Source organism: Mesorhizobium sp. WSM2240, from assembly GCF_040438645.1.
Taxonomy (GTDB): domain Bacteria; phylum Pseudomonadota; class Alphaproteobacteria; order Rhizobiales; family Rhizobiaceae; genus Allomesorhizobium.
This window is the reverse complement of the sequence record NZ_CP159253.1, coordinates 4,205,718-4,227,196: the sequence shown is the minus strand read 5'-3', so window position 1 is coordinate 4,227,196 and position 21,479 is coordinate 4,205,718. Positions and strand designations below refer to the sequence as shown.

Sequence of the window (21,479 nt, the reverse complement as noted above, 5' to 3'; positions counted from 1 at the left end):
TGCCGAGAGGACGAGCTTCCCGGCGCCTTCCAATCAACAGCAATTTCGAGCCCGATCCCCGACGGTTGCCATTGTGGCCGGATGGGGTTAACGGGTGCGGCGGTAGCCCGCCGTTGGACTGTGGGAACTGAAGTATGGGCAAGGTAACAGGCTTTCTCGAGATCGACCGGCAGGTGCACAAGTACCAGCCGGCTTCCGACCGCATCCGGCATTTCCGCGAATTCACCCTGCCGATGTCGGACAAGGAGGTCGAGAAACAGGCCGCTCGCTGCATGGATTGCGGCATACCGTTCTGCCATGGCCCGACCGGCTGCCCGATCCACAACCAGATCCCGGACTGGAACGACCTCGTCTATGCCGGCGATTGGGACAACGCGATCCGCAACCTCCACTCGACCAACAATTTTCCGGAGTTCACCGGCCGCATCTGCCCGGCGCCGTGCGAGGAAGCCTGCACGCTGAACCTCGAGGACATTCCCGTCGCGATCAAAACCATTGAGCAGGCGATCGCCGACAAGGCTTATGAACTCGGCCATATCCGGCCCTATCCGGCCGAGAAGAAGACCGGCAAGCGCGTCGCTGTTATCGGCTCCGGCCCGGCCGGCATGGCGGCGGCGCAGCAGCTCGGCCGGGCCGGGCACGACGTCCATGTCTATGAGCGCGAGAGCCGCCCCGGCGGGCTTATGCGCTTCGGCATTCCCGACTTCAAGATGGAGAAGCATTTCATCGACCGGCGCGTCGAGCAGATGCAGGGCGAGGGCGTGACCTTCCATTGCGGAGTCAATGTCGGCATCGACAGACCAGTTGAGGAACTGCTCGCCGAATACGATGCGGTTCTCTATTGCGGCGGTTCCGAAACTCCGCGGGCGGCCGGCATTCCCGGCGACGACCTCGATGGCGTGCATGACGCGATGCCCTATCTCGTCCAGCAGAACAAGCGCGTCGGCGGCGAGGACATCCAGTCGGTCGCATGGCCGGAAAAGCCGATCGTGGCTGCAGGCCAGCATGTTGTTGTTGTAGGCGGCGGCGACACGGCTTCCGATTGCGTCGGCACTGCCTTCCGCCAGGGTGCGGTGCGCGTCACCCAGCTCGACATCAGGCCGCAGCCGCCGGAAAGGGAAAACAAGCTCGCGGTATGGCCCTATTGGGCGACCAAGATGCGCACCTCGTCCAGCCAGGCGGAGGGCGCCGAGCGCGAATTCCAGGTAGCGACACTGGAATTCATCGGCGAGGAAGGGCAGCTCACGGGCGTGAGGTGCTGCGAGGTCGACGAGAAGCGCCAGCCGATCGCCGGCACTGAATTCGTCATCCGCGCCGACCTTGCCTTCATCGCCATTGGCTTCGCCGGCCCGTTCCGCGACGGCGTCGTCAAGGAGCTGGAAGGAAAGCTTGCCATCGGCACCGATGCGCGGCGCTCGACCAATGTCCGGGCCAACGATCTCGATTATAGGACCAGCGTTGACAAGCTCTACGCCGCCGGTGATGTCCGCCGCGGCCAGTCACTCGTTGTGTGGGCGATACGCGAAGGCCGCCAGGCCGCCCGCTCGATCGACGAAGCGCTGATGGGCGCCAGCGTCCTGCCAAGATAGGCGCTCAGGCAGGTATCCTCCCGCTCAGCGGCCGATAGCGGTCGTCGTATCGGCGCTGTCTGGCGTGGCCGTCGGAATAAGTGGCTTGCGTGGCCGCGAAAAGTCGTCGGCCCTGCCTGGCGCCGCATCGGGCGCCACACCCTCGATCGCCAGCCTTTCGCCGGGCGAGCGGGCCTCGCGCTTCTGAGGCGCCTGAGCGCCGAGCAGCTCGGTCCCGCCGTCGAGTTGCGGATCGGCGAGTGAAATCGGAACGGTGCGGTCGACCGGCGCGCCGCTTGGCGCACCGGGTGCAACGGCCGGCAGCGTCGCCGGCGCCAATGCGACCGGTTCCGGGCCGGTGGTTTCGCCCAATACCTTGTTCAGAGGCTTTTCGGCGTAAAAGGCCAGCTTTCGCTTTCCTGCCGCCGTCATGTTGATGCCGTCGCTTGCGCGTAGCCGAACCGGCTGCCCGTTGACATCCGGTCCGGTGGCCACGAAGGCGCCGTTCTCGTCGACGAAGCCGTCCCAGATGTCGACGAATTCCGCACCGGCGCTCTCCGCGGAAGCACGGTAGATGTCGTTGAAGGCGAGCATGTCCGACGTCAGCTTCGAGGATTTGAAAGCCGGCATGCCGACCCAGATGAATGGCACTTTGCCGTCCGCGATAGCCTTGCCGAACTTCTCCGTGCGCAATGTGTATTCCCGGGTCCACCCTTCGGATCTGATCGGCTCGCGTTCGCCCCGCACCTTGATTTGCTGGCGGTCGTTGGAGCCGAGCATCACGATGATCGCCGCAGGCTTTTCCGCCTCGATGATGCCGGCGATTTCGCCCGGCCAGTCGAAGAAGTCGTCGCGCACGAAACCAGACGAGCCGTTCGACCTGTCGACCACTTTCACGCGCGGGTTTTCGGCATAAGCTTCGGCCAGCCCCTCGGCCAGCCCGCTGGCGAGAAAATCGCCGACCACCAACACGACCTTGGCGTCGGCAAGCTTCTCGACGGCCTGTACTTCCGGTTCCGCCGCCCTCTCGACATTGTGTCGGGCAACCGACTTACGAGCTTGGCCGGTGCTTCTGCGGATGGCATTCCGTCTTGCGCCGGGTACCTCGCGCTGCGGCACCGCCCGCCGGATGACCCGCCGCTCCCTGCGCGGAACGACCCAAAGATTGCGCAGCCACGGACGATATTCCTGCGCAGCGACCTGAATCGGCGCTGCAATCGAAATGCCGGTGACCAAAACCGCGAGCGCGACCATCAGGGCAAACAAGCGCCGCGCGGCGAACCAGATGCGCTGATGCGATTGCAATATCTTCTCCCGCTAGGAGGATAATCAGTAGTGAAGATCCGCAGGCGTTGCGAATCTTCAATACGCCCAAATCAAATAGGTCAGTGCCCTTCCGGTTCCACCCGGAACGAATGTGCGCTAGCGCTGCCTGAGCGTCGACAGCACCTCCATGCTCGGGTGACCGTCCGGTTCCAGGCCCAACTGAGCCTGGAAAGCCTTGATCGCCGAGCGGGAGCCTTCGCCGATCTTGCCATCGAACTTGCCGTCGTAATAGCCGTGGGCGGACAGCCTCTTCTGAAGCTCCTGCTTTTCCTCGAAAGACAGTTTCGTGAACGGTCGCTTCCAGTCCTGCACAAGGCCGCCATAGCCGGCGATTTCATCGGCGAGCAGGCCGACGGCCAGCGCATATTTGTCGGCGTTGTTGTAGCGCTTGAGAACCGAGAAGTTCCTGGTCATCAGGAATGCCGGTCCGCCGCGACCATCCGGCACCTTCAGTTCGGCCTCGTCGGAGCCGTTGCGGAACGGCTTGCCGCTGGCGCGGACAACGCCGATGCTCTGCCACTTGGCGAGCGACATGGAGCCGCTGGGGAATTTCCGGCCCGCCGGCAGGCTGACCTCATAGCCCCAAGTCTTTCCGCTCTGCCAGCCGTTCTTGCGCAGGAGATTGGCGGCGGTCGCCAGCGCGTCCGGCACCGAGGTCCAGATGTCACGCCGGCCGTTGCCGTCGGCGTCGACCGCGTAGGCCTGGTAGGAGGTCGGGATGAACTGTGTGTGGCCCATAGCCCCGGCCCAGGAGCCGGTGAGGTGGCTCTCATCTATGTCGCCGCTCTGCAGGATTTTAAGCGCCGCGAGCAGCTGGGTGCGCGCGAATTTGGCGCGCCTCTTGTCGGCATAGGCGAGCGTGGCGAGCGAGCGCACGACATTGCGCATCACCTTGTCGTTCTTCAGAATCTCCCCGTAGTTCGATTCCATCGACCAGATCGCCAGGAGGATATGACGATCAACGCCGAATTTCGCCTCGATGCGGTCGAGCCACGGTTTCCATTTGCGCGCCATTTCGCGGCCGACCGCGACCGAGTTCTCATGAACGCGATTGTCGAAATAATCCCATACCGGCGCGGTGAACTCGGGCTGATAGCGAGCCTTCTCGAGAACCTCGGGATCGATAGCGGTGACACCCCGGAAGGCGCGGTCGTAGGTCGCGCCCGAGACGCCGCTTTTAGTAGCCGTGGTCCGGAAACTGGCGACCCACTGTTGGAACCCTGCGTCGGCTGAAGCAGGGCCGGCCGAGAAGAGTAGGGCGAGCGAAAAACCGGCAGCCGTCAAGACGCTCCCCAGGCGAATTGCGGTCTTGCGAACGAGCATCTTTTCCTCCTTGAAAGCGTGCGGAAGACTCATTTTCGTCGAAGCCGGTTATCAATCGGTTTACCATAGCGCCGCAGGAACCAAAATCGGCCGGAACGCTTGATCGCCCCACACTGAAATTCGATTTTTCGCTCTAATATTCAATTCCGGCATCAACATGTCATTCTTTGTGATTGCAGCCGGTCCATAGGAACGGATAATTGCGCGCATGAAAAAAGTCCGCAAAGCAGTCTTCCCGGTCGCCGGCCTCGGCACGCGCTTTCTCCCAGCGACGAAATCGATCCCCAAGGAAATGCTGACCATCGTCGACAAGCCGGTGATCCAGTATGTCGTGGACGAGGCCCGCGAAGCCGGCATCGAGCACTTCATCTTCGTGACCGGCCGCAACAAGGGTGTCATCGAGGATCATTTCGATCTGCAGTTCGAGCTCTATGATACGCTGGCGCAGCGCGGCAAGGACGACCAGCTCGCACATCTTCAGCGCCTGCAGCCAGGCCCGGGCCAGACCAGCTTCACCCGGCAGCAGGTTCCGCTCGGCCTCGGCCACGCCGTCTGGTGCGCGCGCGACCTTGTCGGCGACGAGCCTTTCGCGCTGCTTTTGCCCGACATGATCATGCAGGCCGACAAGAGCTGCCTGAAGGCCATGGTCGATCTCTACGCCGAGACCGGCAACAACATCATCGCCGTGCAGGAATGCGATCCGGCCGAAACCCACAAATACGGCATCGTCGGCAAGGGCAAGGACATCCATACGGGCTTCGAGATCACCGGCATGGTCGAGAAGCCGAAGGCTGGAACCGCGCCGTCCAATCTCTACATTAACGGCCGCTACATCCTCCAACCCGAGATATTCAAGGTGCTGGAAGGGCAGGAGCGGGGCGCCGGCAATGAAATCCAGCTTACCGACGCCATGCTGAAGCTGGAAAAGCAGCAGCCCTTCTTCGGCTATCACTATCGGGGACGCACCTTCGACTGCGGCTCGCCGGAAGGTTTCATCGAGGCGAATGTCGCGTTCGCGCTATGGCGCGCCGACATGCACGAGAGCATGTCCGGCACGATCGAGGCGCTGCTCGCCGAAATCCGGCCGCTTGAACGCCGCGAGATAGCACGATAGCCTAGTCACCGCTGCAGTTTCAGGCCTAGAAAGACGCTGTTGGCCTCGTATTCCCGGTCGGGCAGATTGCTGTCCATCGTCTCGTGGCGCAGCCGGCCGCTCAGGCCGGCATAGCGGTTCAGCCACCATGTAGCACCAGCTTCGGCGCTAAGAATCAGATCGTGGCCATCGGATTCGGCGTAGTCGCGATAGCCCGCGCCGACCGAGGCGTTTGCCGTCAGATTGGCGCGGATTTCGCGCTCGATTCCCAAGCGCGCCGCATGCAGGATCGAGCCGCTTTCACCCGCGGTCGTGGTGCCCTCCACGGAAGTCGCCGCGGAAAGATTGACGACCGTGCCGCGCTCGGGCGACCAGGCGAGGTCAGCGTTCAATGTTGGGCCGGAAAGCGGATCCAGCCGATCGTCGTCGAACGTTTCCCTTATCCAACCCGCCGAGAATTCGCCGGTGAGCTTTTCGGTCAGGTCGAGTTCCAGCCCCGCCCGTGCGCCGACCCGGTCCGAAGACCGCTGGAAGCCGCTGGCATCTTCTTCCATCGTATATTGCCGCCGGCCGAATTCCGCTTCGACGAAGGGGGTCAGCGCGGGCGAAATCTCGTAGCCGCCGCGCAGCACGACGGCGCCAAGTGTGAAGTCGCGGTCTTCCTGCGAAAGCGTCCCGCCGCTCGACAGATCCGCATCGCCATAGGTTTGATGCTCGACAAGGCCGGTAATGCCGAAACGGGCCTTGCCCACATCCTTTTCGAGCCCGAGGCTTGCATTAAAGGTCTGGCGCAGCGGCTGCGACGCCGTGCCTTCGATTACCACAGGCGACGACGCCGATTCCGGGCCGGCCTCGTAGCCGAGTTCAGCTCGCGCGCGATAGTCGTTGCCGAGGTCCAGCACCAGCGCCGCGTCGATGCCGCCTTTGGTCTCGTCTATCTCGTCGCCTGAAATCGTCTTCCGGAAATTGCCATAGGCGTCGATTGTCGCAGTGTGGCGGCTCCAGTCCGATATCGCGTTGAGCCGCAAGGTCGTTTCCGAAAGCGTGGCAGGCTCGCCGCCGCTGCTGGCATCGGCGTTGGATGTCGCAGTCACGCCCTGTTCAAGCGTCGGACGTATGATGAACGTCCCGACGCGGATGCCGGTTGCCGCGAAGGGATTGTCCTCTTTGATCCCGTCGAGACCTTCGATCGCCTCGACCCGCCCCGCGCCCTCGTCGAGCACCAGATCTTCCGCCGAATCGATCGTGTCGACACGCTCCGTGCCGGTGATATCCTCATCGAGCGTGTCGTTTTCGGCAGTTTCCGCCGCGCGCCGCTCCGATGCCGTCTGCGGCCGCGCCCGCGCCTCCTCGACTCGCCGCCTGGCGGTCGTCGGCACGCGGGACGGAATGGGCGGGTCGTCCGCGAAAGGATCGTCGGCGACGTCCGGTGCGAAAATGCTGTCGCTCCCGGCTGCGGTCTCGTCCGCCACCGCGCCGGGGCTCACCGGGACGTAGCGGGGAAAAGGCTGGATGGGCTCGATTTCCGTCTGGTCGGGAGCGCGCGGCAGCAGCGAACCGGTAATCTCGGTTTCGGCGACAGCGCCGCGGAGGCCGCTCTCCTGGGCATGAGCCGGCGCTGCCCAAAACAATGCGGCCGCACTCGCCGACAGCAGCCGGAAACCGGCTGCCGGGCGAGGCCCGCTTCTTGTCAATACTGGGCGAACCCGCGGCATCGTCACCTGGCTGGCTGAAAGGCGCGCTGGCGCCATGCTTACCGAACCGTAAATGGCGATGGTTAATGGAGAGTTGAGGCGGCGTTATCGAGCTGTCGAGCGACGCGATAAATGTTGGACAGCCGCGCGGCAAAACGCTAAGCGCATCGTCCATGCATGTTGAAACCTTGAAGAAGCGGAAGCCCGAGCGGGAGGCGTCGATCGCATCCGCGCTGCGCACCGTCCGCACCGAACAGGCAGGCGTGGCCGCGCTCGCGGACGCTCTGGAGAACGGCGTCGCCGAACCGTTCGCCGAAGCCGTCGAACTCCTGTCGCAGATCAATGGTCGGGTGATCGTAACCGGCGTCGGCAAGAGCGGCCATATCGGTTCCAAAATCGCCGCCACGCTCGCCTCGACCGGCACGCCCGCCTTCTTCGTCCACCCCTCCGAGGCCAATCACGGCGATCTCGGCATGATCGCGCGCGACGACGCCATTGTCGCCATTTCGTGGTCGGGCGAAACCTCCGAGTTAAAGGGCATTATCGCCTATTCGCGCCGCTTCCTTATTCCGCTGATCGCCGTCACCGCCGGGCACGCTTCCGCGCTGGCACGCCAGGCGGACGTGGTGATAAGCCTGCCGCGCGCTGCCGAAGCCTGCCCGCACGGGCTGGCGCCGACCACTTCGACACTGCTGCAGCTCGTCGTCGGCGATGCGCTGGCGATAGCGCTGCTCGAGGCGAGAGGCTTCACGCCCGACCATTTCCGCACCTTCCATCCGGGCGGCCAACTCGGCGCCAACCTCACGCAGGTGCGTGAGATCATGCACACCGGCGACGAACTTCCGCTCGTCCCGCTTGGCGCGGCCATGCCAGAAGCCATCCGTGAGATTTCACAGAAAGGTTTTGGCTGCGTCGGCGTTATAGCCGCGGACGGGGCGCTCAGGGGCGTCATCACCGACGGCGACATCAGGCGCCACCTCGGCAGCAACCTTCTTGCTATGACGGTGGAAGAGGTGATGACCAAAGAGCCGAAGTCGGTTGGGCCTGAAACGATCGTCGCCACCGCGCTGCAGACGATCAATTCCTCGTCGATCACCAGCCTGATGGTCGTCGAGGATGGCCGCACAATCGGCCTCGTGCATCTGCACGACCTGCTGAGGATCGGCGCAGCCTAAAAGGCTCAGATCGCCTCGACGATCAGTTCCGAGTCCGAAGCGGCCTTGACCCTGACCCGGGTGCCGGAGGGCAAATCAGGGCCTGATACTCGCCACAACGTGTCGCCGAGCTGGATGCGCCCGCGTCCTTCGCGGATCGGCTCCGTCAGCGTGGCGGTGCGCCCGATCAACTGTTCGCCGCGCAAATTGAGCAGCGGCTGGTCGCTCACCGTGTTCCTGCCGCCCATCACCCTGTTGCCTACATAGGCCGAGACCAGCGCCAGCGCGAGAAAGGAGATGACCTGCACCTCCCAGACCCAGAACGCGGCATCCCACATCAGCAGCGAATTTGCGCCGATGATCAGCGCGGCAATGCCGATCCAAAGCAGGAAAACGCCGGGAACGAGAATTTCCATGGCGAGCAGCACGAAGCCAAGAACAATCCAGTTCCATGGTCCGAGTTCGACAAAGATACTTTCGAGCATCGCTCTATCCTCAACCCTGCTCGGGCCGCACCACCGGCGGCCTCGCCGCCTGACGCTGAGCGCCCGCCGTGCCTTCGCTGCGGAAGACCTCTTGTGCGATGGCGCCGATGCCGCCCAGCGAACCGATCAGCGAAGCGGCCTCGATCGGCAGCAGCACGACCTTGCTGTTGTTGGCGGAGCCGATTTTGGCCATTGCCTCGGTGTATTTGAGGGCGACGAAATAGTTTAGTGCCTGCACGTCGCCCCTGGCGATCGCCTCGGAGACGACCTGGGTGGCGCGCGCCTCGGCCTCGGCCGACCGTTCGCGCGCCTCGGCGTCGCGGAAAGCGGCTTCCTTGCGGCCCTCGGCTTCCAAAACCTGCGCCTGCTTCAGGCCCTCAGCCGCGAGAATCTGCGCGCGCTTGTCCCGCTCCGCCATCATCTGGCGCGCCATCGACTCCACCATGTTGGTGGGAGGGTTGATGTCCTTTATCTCGATGCGGGTCATCTTGATGCCCCACGGGCTCGCCGCCTCATCGACGATGCGCAGCAGGCGCTCGTTGATCGTATCGCGGTTGGACAGCAACTCGTCCAGGTCCATCGAGCCCATAACCGAGCGGATATTGGTCATGGTAAGATTGAGGATAGCGTTCTGCAGGCCCGAAACCTGATAAGCCGCCTGCGGCGCATTGAGCACCTGGTAGAAGGCCACGCCGTCGACCGCGACGATGGCGTTGTCGCGGGTGATGACGTCCTGGGTCGGCACGTCCAGCACCTGCTCCATCATGTTCATCTTGGTGCCGATGCGATCGATGAAGGGAATGATCAGGTTAAGCCCGGGCGTCAGCGTTCTGGTGTAGCGACCGAAGCGCTCGACCGTATAATTGTAGCCCTGAGCGACGGTCTTTATGCCGGTGAACAGCACCAGCAAGACGAGAACAACGAGGACCGGAATGATGATGTCGAGGCCGGTGAACGGCATGAAAGCTCCCCCTGTGTTGACCGGCCCTGCCTTTGCAACAGCGCAGGGCCATCGTCCCGCAAACACTTAAGTGGGATTTCGTATGGTTACAATCGCGTGTTCGTCAATCGTCGGTTGAGCGCCGGGCAGGAATTGCGCTCAAGCACGTCAGATCCAGCCAGACAGTTCCCTGCGCACCAGGCTCTCGATCACCGCCATGCCGCCGGGGCTGTTGTTGAGGCAGGGGATGTGGGCGAAGTTCGCGCCGCCCGCATGCAGGAAGATCTCGCGCGCCTCCACCGCGATCTCCTCCAGCGTCTCGATGCAGTCCGACGAGAAGCCGGGATTGACGATGGCGATCGACTTCACGCCTTCCCGCGCGAGCCGTTCGACGGTCTTGTCGGTATAGGGCTGCAGCCACTCCTGCGCGCCGAAACGCGACTGGAAGGTGGTGATCAGTTTTTCTTCTCCCAAGCCCAGCCGCTCGCGCACCAGCCGCGTCGTCTCGAGGCAGTGCCAGTAATAGGGATCGCCCTTGTCGGAATAGGGTTTCGGAATCCCGTGATAGGAGGCGATCACAACCTCCGGCTCGAAGTCGAGAGAAGCCAGGTGAGCCTCGATCGAGCGCGCGATGGCGTCGATGTAAACGGGATCGTCGTAATAGGCCGGCACGCTGCGGATCGCCGGCTGCCGACGCATTTTCGCCAGGGCGGCAAACAGCTTGTCGTTGGCAGTCGCCGTCGTCGTTGCCGAGTATTGCGGATAGAGGGGCAGGATCAGCAGGCGGTCGCAACCCTCCGTCACCAGGCGATCGGCGACGCTTTTCGTGGACGGGCTGCCGTAGCGCATCGCCCAGTCGACGATGATTTGCGGTTCGCCGCGCAATGCCTCGGCAAGCTTCTCGCTCTGCGAGCGCGTATAGGTGCGCAGCGGAGATTCGTCGCGCTCACGGTTCCAGATCTTGCGGTAGTTCGCGCCGGATTTTTTCGGCCTGGTGTTCAGCACGATGCCGTACAGGATTGGATACCAGGCTATGCGGGGCAATTCGATGACGCGCGGATCGGAAAGAAACTCCCTGAGGTAGCGCCACATCGAACGAAAATCGGTGCCGTCCGGCGTGCCGAGATTGACGAGCATCACGCCGATCCTTGGCGATTTCAGCGCAGGATGCCCGGCCGGCAATTGGCTGCCGCCTTGGGCTTTCGGTGTATTGCTGGTTTTCGCGGCATCCATTCGGCGCTTCTCCGGTAACGGCCGGAACCTAGCCGCATGACCGTGGAATACAATGCTGCGTCTGGCCGCAGGCAGCACCCGGCTAGAGCTGCGAAAAAGCCCGCCCGGATGTTTCGGACGGGCTTTCGTTTTGGGCGGGACGCTCAGCTTGCCGGCGGAACTTTCAGCGTCGCACCGACCGGCAGCCTGTTGGGCTTGTATTCCGGGTTGGCGTCTGCGAGCCCCTTCCACTTGAAGCCGTCGCCATAGATCTTCTCGGCGATGTCCCAGTAATTGTCTCCGGGGGCGACAACATGGCTGTCGGGTATGGCAGCCGCCGCAGGCGCGGCTGCTACGGGCGCGGCCGCGACTTCCGGTTCGGCCGGCTTTGCGGGCTCGGCCGCCGGAGCGGGCTCAGCGGCAGGGGCAGCAGCTGCGGTTTCAGGTGCGGCTTCGACCTTCGGCGCGGCCGTGGCGATCTCGCCGGAGGCGGCCGGCAGGTCTGGCATCTTGATTTCGGCATCGGGCGCCGGCGCTGTTGCGACTGCGGGGGTGGGCTCTGCCGCCGGGGCCGCTTCCGCCGGGGCCACCTCAGCGGCCTTCGGAGCTTCTGCAGCCGGGGCCGGTTCAGCGGGTGCTGCCGCCGCTGTGGCCGCCACCTCGGTGATGCGTCCTTCGAGTTTCGGCGTATAAGGTTGGTTCGCGGCGAGATAATCGGCGACCACCTGCTCCAGGCTCGGACCGTAATCGTAGGCGTTCTGGGCATTCTCGGCGAACAGCTTGTAGCCGTCGCCGCCGGCTCGCACGAAATTGTTGGTGGCGATCGTGTAGGTCTTGGCCTCATCGATCGGAACCCATGCGCCTCCTTCCATCACTTCGAGCGACTTCAGCCGCCCCTCGTTGGGCGCGACTGACTTGTCGAAGGAGTATTTCAGGCCGGCCACCTGCGGGAACTTGCCCTTGCCTTCCTCGATCTCGGAAAGCCCGGCTTCGATTGAGGCCTTGAGGTCCTTGCCCGAGAGCTGGAACGTCGCCAGCGTGTTCTGGAACGGCAGCACCGTCAGCACTTCTCCCATCGTCACCTTGCCGGCGTCGATGGAGGCGCGGATGCCGCCGCCATTCTGGATGGCAATTGTCACGCCCTGGTCCTTCGTGCGGTCGATCATGGCGTCCGCGATCAGGTTGCCCATCTCGCATTCCTGGGCGCGGCAGGTCTCGCGGCTGCCGTCGATCGCCGCCGTCGTCTCGGCGACCTCCTTGTTCTTCAATTCCTCGATCGGCGCGCCGAGTTCCTTGATGCGCGCCAGAACGGCTTCGTCCGGCTTGATCGAATTGTCGAGATAGAGCGGATCGCCCTTGGCCTCCTTGACGACGCCGTTGTCATCAAAGGTCACCGTGAACTCGCCGAGATATTTGGAATAGGACGCCGCCTGCGTCACCGGAACCTTGTAGCCTTCCGGGTTGTCGACCATGGTCGGGTAGGGGCCTTCTGCCTTGTCGTCGGTGTTGGACAAGAGCGAGTGCGAGTGCCCGCCCACAACCACGTCCACGCCCGGAATCTTGGCGATCATCTCCTTGTCGCGCGGATAGCCGACATGGGTGAGCGCGATGATCTTGTTGACGCCGGCAGCCTTCAGTTTCTCGACCTCGGCGGTGATCGTCTTGATATCGTCCTCGATCGTGATGTTCGGACCGGGCGAGGCGACTTCGGGCGTGTCGGTGGTGACCGCGCCTACGATGCCGATCTTCTGGCCACCGACATCGAGGGTGATCGACGGCTTGATGCGGTCGCCGACCTTGGACTGCGCATTCGCCTGGACATTGGCGGAGAGCACCGGGAACTTGATCACGTCGAGAAACGGAACCAGCGCTTCCTCGCCGTCGTCGAATTCGTGGTTGCCGACGGTCATAGCGTCGAACTTCATCTGGTTGAGGAATTCGGCTTCCACCGCGCCCTTGTAGGTGGCGTAGAACAGCGATCCCTGGAAATTGTCGCCGCCGTTGAGCAGGAGCACGTTCTGGCCTTCGAGCGCCTTGCGCCTGTCGGCGATCGCCGTGACCAGGCGGGCCGCGCCGCCGATGCACTCGCCCTTGCCTTCCTCCTCGGCCGAGCAGGTCGATTCGTATTTGTTGTTGGATTCGATGCGGCTGTGCCAGTCGTTGATATGTAGAATATTGAGCGTGTAGTCGGCAAAGGAAGCGCCCGCCGACATGGCGACTGCCGATGCGGATAGGGCTGCGATGGCGGCGAACTTCTTCATTTCAGTCTCCCGAGTGATCCCCTGTCGGAGCGCTTGTCGTGACTCCCGGACCGTTCCTGTAGGACGGTTCTCGATCCATGTTCACATTGCGGTTTGCCGGATGCAAGAGGAATCCCGTCTCGCAGAAAGGCTCCTGCGGCGCTCAGGCGCTGTAGTCGCGCTCGTCGGAAATGACCTTGCCGTCATTAGCTAGCGAGCCGGGCGCTGCCAGGCGAATCGCGCCGCCTAGCTTGGTGATTTCGCGCAGCGAAGCCTCGATTGCGGCCAGGTCGGGCGCGGCGCCGTTGCTGGGCTCTACATGCAGCACCATCGCGTCGCGATCGCCGTCGCGTACGACGGCCAGGCGCGCCTTGGCTATTTCAGGGTGCCGCCGCACGACTTCTGCGATCTGCGCCGGGTCGACGAACATGCCCTTGACCTTGGTGCGCTGGTCTGCACGGCCCATCCAGCCCTTGATGCGGAGATTGGTGCGGCCGCAGGGCGACAGGCCGGGAAGGATCGCCGACATATCGCCGGTTCCGAGCCGCACCAGCGGATACCCGGCGTTGAAGCCCGTGACGACGATCTCGCCGACCTCGCCCTCGGCGACAGGATCGCCGGTGCCCGCGCGAACGATCTCGACGATCAGATTCTCGTTGAGGATCATGCCGGGGTTGGGCGAGCCGTCTGCATCCGCGCTTTCATAGGCGATCACGCCGAATTCGGCGGTGGCGTAGCACTGGAACACCCGTACCCCGCGCGAAAAATATTCGGCGCGCAGCGAGGGAAACAGCGCCCCGCCCGACACCAGCGCGAGCCGGAACGAGGACAGATCCTTGCCGGTCTCGGCGGCGCGGTCGAGCATGACTTTCAGGAAATCCGGCGTGCCGCAATAGACCGTTGGCTTCAGCGCCGCCGCCGCCTCGACCTGCATGTCGGTATTGCCGGTGCCGGCCGGGAAGACCGTGCAGCCCAGTGCCCGCGCGCCGGCGTCAAGCAGGAAGCCGCCGGGCGTCATGTGATAGGCGAAAGCGTTGTGGACGATGTCGCCGGCGCGGATGCCGGCGGCGAAGAAGGCGCGGGCGATGTTTTCGGCTACATCGGCCCCGAGTTGCGGCTCCCAGAGCGGGCCGGGCGACAGGAACACGCGGTTGCTTCGCAATGCAGCTGCATCGGCGAAGCCGCCGAAGGGCGGATCGGCCTGCTGGAACCCCATCAGTTCGGATTTCCGGAGCACCGGCAGACGGGCGAGCGCTGCCCGATTCGTCACCGTCTCCAGGTCGACATCGGCCAGCCAGCGAGCGAGCCCGGGCGCAGCCGAAACCGCCCTGCGCAGGAAGCCCGGAAGTGCGGCAAACAGCGCCGCCTCGCGCTCGGCGGGTTCTCGCGTCTCAAGGTCGTCGAAATGCACACTCATGCAGCCTCCCTCGGTCGCGGGGAGGTTAGCGCGGCGTGCAAGAGCGCCGCAAGATGACTTGGCATGATAGCTCTGGGCCGGATCAGCCGACCGCCGGTCGCCTCGTCAGGACGAATTGCTGGCCGGTGGAGCTTGTGCAATTGAGCTGGTTGGAAGCGACCAGCGCGCAGTTGACACTTGAGGTCGTCTGGCGAATGAGCGATTTGACAGTGATCGCGACGTTACGATTGTCCACCATCTGATAGCTGCCGTCGGCCAGCTTGTTGCCGGTGTCGAGCGCGGTCGTCTGGAACACCCCGCCCGAGAAGCGCGACACCGCGACGCCGTCGGTGCTCAGCCATTCGCCTTCCACGCCTGTCGGGGCGGCGGCCAATGGCCCTCCGACCGGGCCGCCGGTCATGCAGCCGGACAAGACGAACGCGAGCGCCGCCAGCGAGCCGGCCGAAAACAAGATGCGCACCATGGCGATTATCCTCTCTCCTTAAATAGCGATTGTGTCGCTTGGCGCAGGCCGAAAATCAAGGCGTTCGCCGTCACGGAGTCCCGCTTCGCCGGGTTTGCCCGAAAACTGTTTCGCATTTGTCACGGTCCCACCGCGCCCGTAGACATTTTGCTTGCAGCTTCTGGCGCGAAGATTAGCATTCCCGGCGAACGGAAGCGAACCCGATGCTCGCCGAACCAAATCGCAATCCCGGATCGCACCGTTACGGCAAGCCGAGCCTGTGGTGGCCGCCGCCGCGGTTGGAGCCGAGCTTTTCCATCGAGAAGTGAATTCCAGCTGACGAGACATCACAATGAACACCATGCTTTCCGTGAAAGCCCGGGAGGCCGGGCTCGCCGTTACATTCGCGTCCGGCGAAACCGTCTCCTACCCATGGCTCTGGCTGAAGGATAACGCGCCTTCGTCATTCCATCCGCAGACAGAAGAACGCATTTTCGATCTGACCAGTGTCGAACCGTCGCTCAAGCCGCTCCATGTCGAGGCGACGGAGCACGGCGTAGCCATCACTTGGTCGAAGGACGCCGGCGAGGACCTGTTGCCGGCGGGTTTCTTCGATGCCCACCGGCCAGGCCGCGCACGGGAGGACCCGGCCGACATCGCACCACGGCTCTGGGACGGATCGCTGCGCTTCGAGGCTGTCCCGCGTCACGCCGCGCCGGCGCTTATGAAGGACGATGCGGCCCTGCTTACCTGGCTCAAAGCCACCGCAGCATTTGGCCTTTCCATCGTGGACGGTCTCGATGACGATCCGGACGCCGGTCGGTGGGTTGCCGAGCGGATCGCTTTCCTGCGCCAAACCAATTTCGGCACGATTTTCGAAGTTGTGTCGATGCCGAACCCCAACAATCTGGCTTATACGCCCGTCGCCCTGCCACTGCACACCGATCTCGCCAACCAGGAGGTGCCGCCCGGCTATCAGTTCCTGCACTGCGTTTCCAACAGGGCGGAAGGCGGCGGATCGACTTTCGCCGACGGATTCGCCGTCGCGGCGGCGCTGAAGGACGAGGACTCGGAAGCCTACCGCCTGCTGTGCGAAGTCGAGATCCCGTTCCGGTTCCATGACGCGGACTACGATATCAGGGGCCGGTTTCCGGTGATCGTCACGGACAGCAAAGGCGAAGTCACCGAACTGCGCTTCAATGCGCATCTGGTCGACATCATCGACCTTCCTTCCGAAACGGCGGTATCGTTCTATGCCGCGTATCGCAAGCTGATGGCGATGATCCGCAGCGACTGTTTCATGATCGCCTACCGGCTGAAAGCCGGTGAGATGGCGGTGTTCGACAATCGCCGCGTGCTCCACGGGCGACAGGCGTTCAACCCCAATACCGGACGCCGCCATTTGCGCGGTTGCTATGTCGATCGCGGCGAGTTCCTGAGCCGCATCCGGGTTCTGTCGCGGTAGCCTGAGCCTGGAAACAGGAATGGCGGCATCACCGCCGCCATTCTCTTTATCGCTCACCGTACCAGTATGTTGCGGAACTGCCAGGGATCCTTCGTGTCGAGGTCTTCCGGGAACAGGCTGGGGCGGCCCTCCAGAGGCGTCCAGTCGGTGTAATAGCCTCTGACCGGCCCGAGATAGGGCGACTGCACTTCGAGGCAGCGCCGATAGTCCATCTCGTCGGCTTCGACGATGCCTGCCTGCGGGTTTTCCAGCGCCCAGACCATTCCGGCCAGAACCGCCGAGGTGACCTGCAGGCCCGTCGCGTTCTGGTAGGGCGCGAGCTTGCGCGCCTCGGCAAGCGAGAGCTGCGAGCCGTACCAGTAGGCGTTCTTGGCGTGGCCGTAGAGCAGCACGCCAAGTTCGTCCACGCCGTCGACCAGTTCGTTCTCGTCGAGCACATGGTGGACCGGCTGCGATTTGCCCGCGGCGCCGAACATTTCATGCAGCGACAGCACCGCGTCGTTGCAGGGGTGGTAGGCGTAGTGGCAGGTCGGGCGGTAGGAGACCTTTCCCTTGCCGTTGCGCACAGTGAAATAGTCGGCGATCGATATCGACTCGTTGTGTGTCACCAGGAATCCGTATTGCTGGCCCGGTGTCGGGCACCAGGTCCGCACCCGCGTATTGGCGCCTGGCTGTTCGAGGAAGATCGCCGCCTTGGATCCCTTCTTCTGCTTGCGGGCGTTCTTCGGCATCCACTTCTCGTGCGTGCCCCAGCCGAGCTCGGCCGGCTGCAGGCCCTCGGAGATGAAGCCCTCGACCGACCAGGTATTCCAGAACACGTTCATCGGCTTGGGATTCTTCGTGCGCTGCGTGTCGCGTTCGGCGATATGGATACCCTTCACCCCGGCTTGCTTCATCAGCCGCGCCCAGCCTTCGCGGTCGCCTTCCGCCGGCTCGGCGAATTGAAGCCCGAGATCGTTGGCGAGATTGACCAGCGCCTGCTTGACGAACCACGACACCATGCCGGGATTGGCCCCGCAGCACGAGATCGCGGTGGTTCCGCCGGGATTGCTGCGGATTTCCTCGCGCACGGTTTCGCGCAGAGCATAATTGGTACGCGAGGCATTGTCGGCCTTGGCGTCGAAATAGAAACCGAGCCAGGGTTCGACCACCGTATCGATGTAGAGCACGCCTAGCTTGCGGCAGAGCTTCATCAGATCCAGCGAGGATGTGTCGACCGAAAGGTTGACGCAAAACCCTTGGCCGCTGCCCTCGGTCAGAAGCGGCGTCAGCAGCTTCTTGTAGTTCTTCTTCGTCACCGCTTCGTGCAGGAAGGCGATGCCGCGTTCGTCGAGCAGCTTCCGGTCATCGTCGCTCGGGTCGATGACGGTGATACGGGATTTGTCGAATTTGAAATGGCGCTCGATGAGGGGCAGCGTGCCGCGGCCGATCGATCCAAAGCCGATCATCACCACAGGGCCGGTTATTTCACCGTGGACGGGCCATTTTTCTTTCGCCATTCTTCAGTCACTCCTGGTTCGCGTTACGCGTGCATCTCGACGATGGTCGAGTTGAAGACCATAGTTCCTCGTCACAATAAAGCCGAAAACCACAATGGCTGGTTAGCGGTCGCCTGAAATGCCTCGCAGCACCGCAACCAGCCTGTCGCGATCGGCGGCCAGGCCCTTATAGTCCAGTTGCGCCTCGTCGAGCCCCGCGAGCTGATCGGCAAAGGATAGGGCGAGCGAAGCGCGCTTGGGATGTTTTTCGATCGTCGCCAGCGGGTCGAGATGGATGCGGATGGTGAAAAGAATGTCGCCCGAAACCGGCAGCTTGCGCAGCGTCTGCCGCTCGACGCGGATGAAGGCCTGCGCCGCAATCTCATCGGTTGAAAATTTCGACGGCCGGTTCGTCCCGCGGTCGACGCGCTCCTGGTGCGAGAACGGCAGGTAAAGCTCGTTGCCGGCCTGCAGCGACCAGTTCCAGCGCAACACCGCCTGGCCCTGAAGGCTGTCGAACATGCGGCTTATAAGATCGGCGTTGCGGGTGCCGCTGCCGAAGCCCGGCACAGGCGTGTGAATCTCATGCAGCGGCCGCCCGAATTTTTCGCCCAGCGACCAGGATGACGGAAAGCACAGCGATCCCGCGGCCAGCCGCCAGCCGTTCTCGCCCTTGCGCATCAGGACCAAATCTTCCTGGACGAGCAGGGATGCGGCCATGAGCGGTGGCTTTTGCTCGTCATCGCGATTTTGCGCCTCGCCACCAATCTCCGCAGAATTTGAGCCGGCCGAGGCCCTCGGCCGCTCAAGCAACTCGGGATGATGCCGGGCCAGATGCGCCTCGATGAGGTCGAGCACTTCGCGCTGCGCTTCCCGCGTATCCGGCTCCTCGACGAAAACCTTGTCGGGAGCCGTCGCGTAGAGCCGCCGCTTCTCGGCCAGATACATGTCCAGATCGTCGCCGACCTCTATCCATTCGGCGAGGTTCAACGGCTTCAGGCCGATGCTGAACGGCTTCGACGAGCCGTCATAGGGTGTGTGGACGGGTGGAGTCATCCGATCCATCTCGGCGGCCGCTGTCGGCGCGTATGAAAAACACGAAGCACTTCAACAGTCTCGCCGCGAACGCGATAATGTATGGTGTAGGGTAGCCCCGGCACGGACCATTCCCTCGATCTCGACTCCGGTATGGGGCGCCCCAGTTCCGGGCGGGAAGTGATCAGGTTCAGTGACTTCGTGAGCTTCAGCATCACAGCTTCCGCCGCTTCGGCGCTGTCAGCGTTGATGTAGGCATGGATATTTTCCAGGTCCCGGACAGCTCGCGGAAGGACCTTCAACTTCATTTGCGGGCTTCTGGAAAGATATCAGGCTCCGGCGTCGGCAACTCGTCGTCTTTACCCCAGGACCGCATCCATTTTATAACTGCCTCACCCGACACGAAGACTCCTTCGTCCGCTTCGCGCTCAGCCTCTTCGATCGCCGCGAGATAGGCGCGGCGCTCCTCCAAATGCGCTTCGAGAGCCTCCTTGACAATGAAGGCGCTTGAGCGCTGCGTGGCTCGGGCATAATCCTCCAGTTCTCGCTTGGTCTCCGGGGAAATGCGTAAGGTCAAGGTCTCGCTTGCGGCCATTGTCTTGCCTCCGAGTACAAGGTAACACAACGTAGTCGCGGCGACGCTACTGGTCAACGGCTTCGCCGAAACCTGCTCTGATCAACCCGCGCAGTGAATTGCCGACGAACATCGCGTTCGCGCTGTGCAGATCTTCCTCGGTCAGCACCGCTTCCCTGACCTTGCCGCTTTCCAGCAACTCGCCGCGAAGCACGCCGGGCAGCAGGCCGCATCCCAACGGCGGCGTCAGCAGGACGCCGTCGACATCCGCGAAAATGTTGGTGATCGTGCCTTCGCAGACCTGCCCATGCTGGTTGAGCAGGATGACCTCGTCCGCCTCCTCGCGCGAAAATTCCGCGCGCGCCGCATCGTAGACGGCGCGGCGCGTCGTCTTGTGGTGCAGCAGCGGATCGTTTGCATTCAGCCGCGTTTCGGCAATTTTGAGCGTCCAGACGGCGTCCGGCGCGAGCGGCGCGTGTGGCTGCGTGGTAATCTCAGGCTTACCGTCTTGCGCTAACGTCAGGCGAACGCGCAGCGCCGCGTTGCCGCCCACGGCGTTTCGGAGAGCGCGATCCACCGCCGTTTCGGACATGCTGAAACCCAATTCGCGAGCCGAGGCTGCCAGCCGCGCCATATGCCGCTCCAGCCGCACGAAACCGCGGGCAGGCTCCCAGCGCAGCGTCTCGATCAGCTCGAAGCCGGCACCGTTCCCGTCGCGAACCGCGCTTTCAGAAGGCATTCCGCATACTCCTCCTCGGCCGTCGAATCGAAGACTATGCCGCCGCCGATATTGTAGACCGCCTCGCCGCCCGGAAAGAGCGAGATGGTGCGGATCGCCACCGAGAACCGCATCGTCCCGTCGGGCGCGATCCAGCCGATGGCGCCGCAATAGACGTCGCGCGGCTTTCCCTCCAGCGCGTGCAGGATTTCCATGGCGCGGATTTTCGGCGCGCCGGTGATCGACCCGCATGGAAACAGCGCGGCGAAGATGTTCGCGATGGAAAGGTCCGGCAAAAGCTTGGCGCGCACCCTGCTCACCATCTGGTGGACCGTGGGGTAGGTCTCGATACGGAAAAGCTCCGGCACGTCGAGCGTACCCACCTCGCTGATCAGCGAAATGTCGTTTCGCAACAGATCGACGATCATGCGGTTTTCCGCCTGGTTCTTCGGATCGTTGCGCAGGAATTCGCGTTGCGCGTCGTCCTCCGTTTTCGTCGCGCCGCGCGGAGCGGTACCCTTCATAGGATGCGTCTCGATCCAGCCATCGCGGCTGATTTCGAAGAAGAGTTCGGGCGAGCGCGACAGGACGAGCGGCTCGCCCAGAGAAACCAGCGCGCCGTACTTCACCGGCTGGCGCGCGGTCAGCGCATTGAAGGCCGCGAGCGCCTCGCCCGACCACTGCGCGTTTACCGGGAAAGTCAGATTTGCCTGATAGCAATCGCCCTCGCGGAGATGCCGGTGCAGCCGCGCGAAGCGTTTCTGGTAATCCTCGAACGACCAGCTTGCCCGGGCGTCGAAGATCGGCCCGTTGCTGGCCGGCGCCTGCCGGCCGGGCAGGGGGTGTCGGACGGCCCGTCGAATACACCCAGGCAGACAAGCGGCGCGCGCCGGCCTACCGGCAAAAGCGGCCGGAGCTTCGGCTCGAGCAGATAGCCCGCCTCATAGGAGAAATAGCCTGCCAGCCACTTGCCGGATTCATGAGCGGCCTGCGCTGCTTGCAGCGCCGGGAAGAAGCTTTCCGCCGTGTCGGAGGCGATGATTTCGCTCGGCTGCTCGAACAGCACCTCGCGCCCGGCCGGATCGTCGCGGAAAAGGACGAAGGGTTGTTGCGCGGCGGTCATGTCCATGCTCCGCCTCGATCTTTCCCACCTCCTTCAAAGGGAGGGATCAGCTGCCATGACGGTTTTCGCCAACCTTTAGCGTTGAACGGTTGGCGGATCGAGAGCGGAGGGCCGATCTCCTCCCTTGAGGGGTCCGGCAGGACAGAGGGGGGTGGCATGGATCGCAAGGACTGGTGAGTGGCTACGTGCCGG

At 63.3% G+C, this 21,479-nt stretch carries 18 protein-coding genes and 1 pseudogene; 4 read left to right on the top strand and 15 right to left on the bottom strand.

Annotation, left to right across the window (positions count from 1 at the left end; translation table 11 throughout):
* Positions 1-134: 134 nt before the first annotated feature.
* Positions 135-1,589, top strand: a complete 1,455-nt coding sequence (locus tag ABVK50_RS20905) for a glutamate synthase subunit beta (protein ID WP_353644757.1) — start codon at positions 135-137, stop codon at positions 1,587-1,589.
* Positions 1,590-1,613: 24 nt separating this feature from the next.
* On the opposite strand, the gene ABVK50_RS20900 is transcribed toward ABVK50_RS20905, so the two are convergent.
* Positions 1,614-2,873 carry a DUF459 domain-containing protein gene (locus ABVK50_RS20900; RefSeq protein ID WP_353644758.1) on the bottom strand — a complete coding sequence of 420 codons (1,260 nt, stop codon included), beginning with the start codon at positions 2,871-2,873 and terminating at the stop codon, positions 1,614-1,616.
* A 117-nt stretch (positions 2,874-2,990) separates the two neighbouring features.
* Positions 2,991-4,217: a lytic murein transglycosylase gene (locus ABVK50_RS20895; RefSeq protein ID WP_353644759.1), complete on the bottom strand. Its 1,227-nt coding sequence runs from the start codon at positions 4,215-4,217 to the stop codon at positions 2,991-2,993.
* A gap of 208 nt (positions 4,218-4,425) precedes the next feature.
* Here ABVK50_RS20895 and galU point away from each other — a divergent pair, with 208 nt between their 5' ends.
* Positions 4,426-5,331 carry a UTP--glucose-1-phosphate uridylyltransferase GalU gene (gene galU, locus ABVK50_RS20890; RefSeq protein WP_353644760.1) on the top strand — a complete coding sequence of 302 codons (906 nt, stop codon included), beginning with the start codon at positions 4,426-4,428 and terminating at the stop codon, positions 5,329-5,331.
* Positions 5,332-5,336: 5 nt separating this feature from the next.
* Here the strand turns inward: galU and ABVK50_RS20885 are convergent, their stop codons facing one another.
* Positions 5,337-6,941 carry an outer membrane beta-barrel protein gene (locus ABVK50_RS20885; protein ID WP_353646965.1) on the bottom strand — a complete coding sequence of 535 codons (1,605 nt, stop codon included), beginning with the start codon at positions 6,939-6,941 and terminating at the stop codon, positions 5,337-5,339.
* Between the two features lie 236 nt (positions 6,942-7,177).
* On the opposite strand from ABVK50_RS20885, the gene ABVK50_RS20880 reads away from it, so the two are divergent.
* Positions 7,178-8,179: a KpsF/GutQ family sugar-phosphate isomerase gene (locus tag ABVK50_RS20880; RefSeq protein ID WP_353644762.1), complete on the top strand. Its 1,002-nt coding sequence runs from the start codon at positions 7,178-7,180 to the stop codon at positions 8,177-8,179.
* 5 nt (positions 8,180-8,184) lie between these two features.
* Here the strand turns inward: ABVK50_RS20880 and ABVK50_RS20875 are convergent, their stop codons facing one another.
* The 6 genes from ABVK50_RS20875 to ABVK50_RS20850 form a co-directional block, all read right to left on the bottom strand.
* The gene (locus ABVK50_RS20875) at positions 8,185-8,643 is read right to left on the bottom strand and encodes an NfeD family protein (RefSeq protein ID WP_353644763.1); all 459 of its coding nucleotides are present in this window, start codon (positions 8,641-8,643) and stop codon (positions 8,185-8,187) included.
* Positions 8,644-8,653: 10 nt separating this feature from the next.
* Complete coding sequence (locus ABVK50_RS20870; protein WP_353644764.1) at positions 8,654-9,604, bottom strand: SPFH domain-containing protein; 951 nt, start codon at positions 9,602-9,604, stop codon at positions 8,654-8,656.
* 147 nt (positions 9,605-9,751) lie between these two features.
* Positions 9,752-10,816 carry a ferrochelatase gene (gene hemH / locus ABVK50_RS20865; RefSeq protein WP_353644765.1) on the bottom strand — a complete coding sequence of 355 codons (1,065 nt, stop codon included), beginning with the start codon at positions 10,814-10,816 and terminating at the stop codon, positions 9,752-9,754.
* A 143-nt stretch (positions 10,817-10,959) separates the two neighbouring features.
* Entirely contained in the window at positions 10,960-13,056 is a 2,097-nt protein-coding gene (locus ABVK50_RS20860; protein WP_353644766.1) for a 5'-nucleotidase C-terminal domain-containing protein, read from the bottom strand.
* A gap of 142 nt (positions 13,057-13,198) precedes the next feature.
* Positions 13,199-14,452 carry an AMP-binding protein gene (locus ABVK50_RS20855; protein WP_353644767.1) on the bottom strand — a complete coding sequence of 418 codons (1,254 nt, stop codon included), beginning with the start codon at positions 14,450-14,452 and terminating at the stop codon, positions 13,199-13,201.
* Between the two features lie 82 nt (positions 14,453-14,534).
* Positions 14,535-14,915: a hypothetical protein gene (locus tag ABVK50_RS20850; RefSeq protein ID WP_353644768.1), complete on the bottom strand. Its 381-nt coding sequence runs from the start codon at positions 14,913-14,915 to the stop codon at positions 14,535-14,537.
* Between the two features lie 331 nt (positions 14,916-15,246).
* Here ABVK50_RS20850 and ABVK50_RS20845 point away from each other — a divergent pair, with 331 nt between their 5' ends.
* Entirely contained in the window at positions 15,247-16,359 is a 1,113-nt protein-coding gene (locus tag ABVK50_RS20845) for a TauD/TfdA family dioxygenase (RefSeq protein WP_353644769.1), read from the top strand.
* Positions 16,360-16,412: 53 nt separating this feature from the next.
* Here ABVK50_RS20845 and ABVK50_RS20840 read toward each other — a convergent pair whose 3' ends face one another.
* From ABVK50_RS20840 to ABVK50_RS20815, 6 genes and pseudogenes are all read right to left on the bottom strand, one after another.
* Positions 16,413-17,858 carry a homospermidine synthase gene (locus tag ABVK50_RS20840; RefSeq protein ID WP_353644770.1) on the bottom strand — a complete coding sequence of 482 codons (1,446 nt, stop codon included), beginning with the start codon at positions 17,856-17,858 and terminating at the stop codon, positions 16,413-16,415.
* A gap of 102 nt (positions 17,859-17,960) precedes the next feature.
* On the bottom strand, positions 17,961-18,893 hold the full coding sequence (locus tag ABVK50_RS20835; RefSeq protein ID WP_353644771.1) for a DUF3445 domain-containing protein: 933 nt from the start codon (positions 18,891-18,893) through the stop codon (positions 17,961-17,963).
* Positions 18,890-19,180: a type II toxin-antitoxin system RelE/ParE family toxin gene (locus ABVK50_RS20830; RefSeq protein WP_353644772.1), complete on the bottom strand. Its 291-nt coding sequence runs from the start codon at positions 19,178-19,180 to the stop codon at positions 18,890-18,892. The genes ABVK50_RS20835 and ABVK50_RS20830 overlap by 4 nt, the downstream gene beginning before the upstream one ends.
* Positions 19,177-19,467, bottom strand: coding sequence for a ribbon-helix-helix domain-containing protein (locus ABVK50_RS20825; RefSeq protein WP_353644773.1), 291 nt, complete (start codon positions 19,465-19,467; stop codon positions 19,177-19,179). The genes ABVK50_RS20830 and ABVK50_RS20825 overlap by 4 nt, the downstream gene beginning before the upstream one ends.
* Before the next feature lie 46 nt (positions 19,468-19,513).
* Positions 19,514-20,185 carry an aminotransferase class IV family protein gene (locus ABVK50_RS20820; protein ID WP_353644774.1) on the bottom strand — a complete coding sequence of 224 codons (672 nt, stop codon included), beginning with the start codon at positions 20,183-20,185 and terminating at the stop codon, positions 19,514-19,516.
* A pseudogene (locus ABVK50_RS20815) lies at positions 20,134-21,287 on the bottom strand (aminodeoxychorismate synthase component I). Before ABVK50_RS20815 ends, ABVK50_RS20820 begins: the two are co-directional and overlap by 52 nt.
* Positions 21,288-21,479: the final 192 nt, after the last annotated feature.

What these genes read in the sequence shown, in the direction of transcription:
- ABVK50_RS20905 (WP_353644757.1), top strand. Translation starts at nt 135, where the DNA reads ATGGGCAAGGTAACAGGCTTTCTCGAGATCGACCGGCAGGTGCACAAG.
- ABVK50_RS20895 (WP_353644759.1), bottom strand. Translation starts at nt 4,217, where the DNA reads ATGCTCGTTCGCAAGACCGCAATTCGCCTGGGGAGCGTCTTGACGGCT.
- galU (WP_353644760.1), top strand. Translation starts at nt 4,426, where the DNA reads ATGAAAAAAGTCCGCAAAGCAGTCTTCCCGGTCGCCGGCCTCGGCACG.
- ABVK50_RS20880 (WP_353644762.1), top strand. Translation starts at nt 7,178, where the DNA reads ATGCATGTTGAAACCTTGAAGAAGCGGAAGCCCGAGCGGGAGGCGTCG.
- ABVK50_RS20875 (WP_353644763.1), bottom strand. Translation starts at nt 8,643, where the DNA reads ATGCTCGAAAGTATCTTTGTCGAACTCGGACCATGGAACTGGATTGTT.
- ABVK50_RS20870 (WP_353644764.1), bottom strand. Translation starts at nt 9,604, where the DNA reads ATGCCGTTCACCGGCCTCGACATCATCATTCCGGTCCTCGTTGTTCTC.
- hemH (WP_353644765.1), bottom strand. Translation starts at nt 10,816, where the DNA reads ATGGATGCCGCGAAAACCAGCAATACACCGAAAGCCCAAGGCGGCAGC.
- ABVK50_RS20860 (WP_353644766.1), bottom strand. Translation starts at nt 13,056, where the DNA reads ATGAAGAAGTTCGCCGCCATCGCAGCCCTATCCGCATCGGCAGTCGCC.
- ABVK50_RS20855 (WP_353644767.1), bottom strand. Translation starts at nt 14,452, where the DNA reads ATGAGTGTGCATTTCGACGACCTTGAGACGCGAGAACCCGCCGAGCGC.
- ABVK50_RS20850 (WP_353644768.1), bottom strand. Translation starts at nt 14,915, where the DNA reads ATGGTGCGCATCTTGTTTTCGGCCGGCTCGCTGGCGGCGCTCGCGTTC.
- ABVK50_RS20845 (WP_353644769.1), top strand. Translation starts at nt 15,247, where the DNA reads ATGAACACCATGCTTTCCGTGAAAGCCCGGGAGGCCGGGCTCGCCGTT.
- ABVK50_RS20840 (WP_353644770.1), bottom strand. Translation starts at nt 17,858, where the DNA reads ATGGCGAAAGAAAAATGGCCCGTCCACGGTGAAATAACCGGCCCTGTG.
- ABVK50_RS20835 (WP_353644771.1), bottom strand. Translation starts at nt 18,893, where the DNA reads ATGACTCCACCCGTCCACACACCCTATGACGGCTCGTCGAAGCCGTTC.
- ABVK50_RS20830 (WP_353644772.1), bottom strand. Translation starts at nt 19,180, where the DNA reads ATGAAGTTGAAGGTCCTTCCGCGAGCTGTCCGGGACCTGGAAAATATC.
- ABVK50_RS20825 (WP_353644773.1), bottom strand. Translation starts at nt 19,467, where the DNA reads ATGGCCGCAAGCGAGACCTTGACCTTACGCATTTCCCCGGAGACCAAG.
- ABVK50_RS20820 (WP_353644774.1), bottom strand. Translation starts at nt 20,185, where the DNA reads ATGCCTTCTGAAAGCGCGGTTCGCGACGGGAACGGTGCCGGCTTCGAG.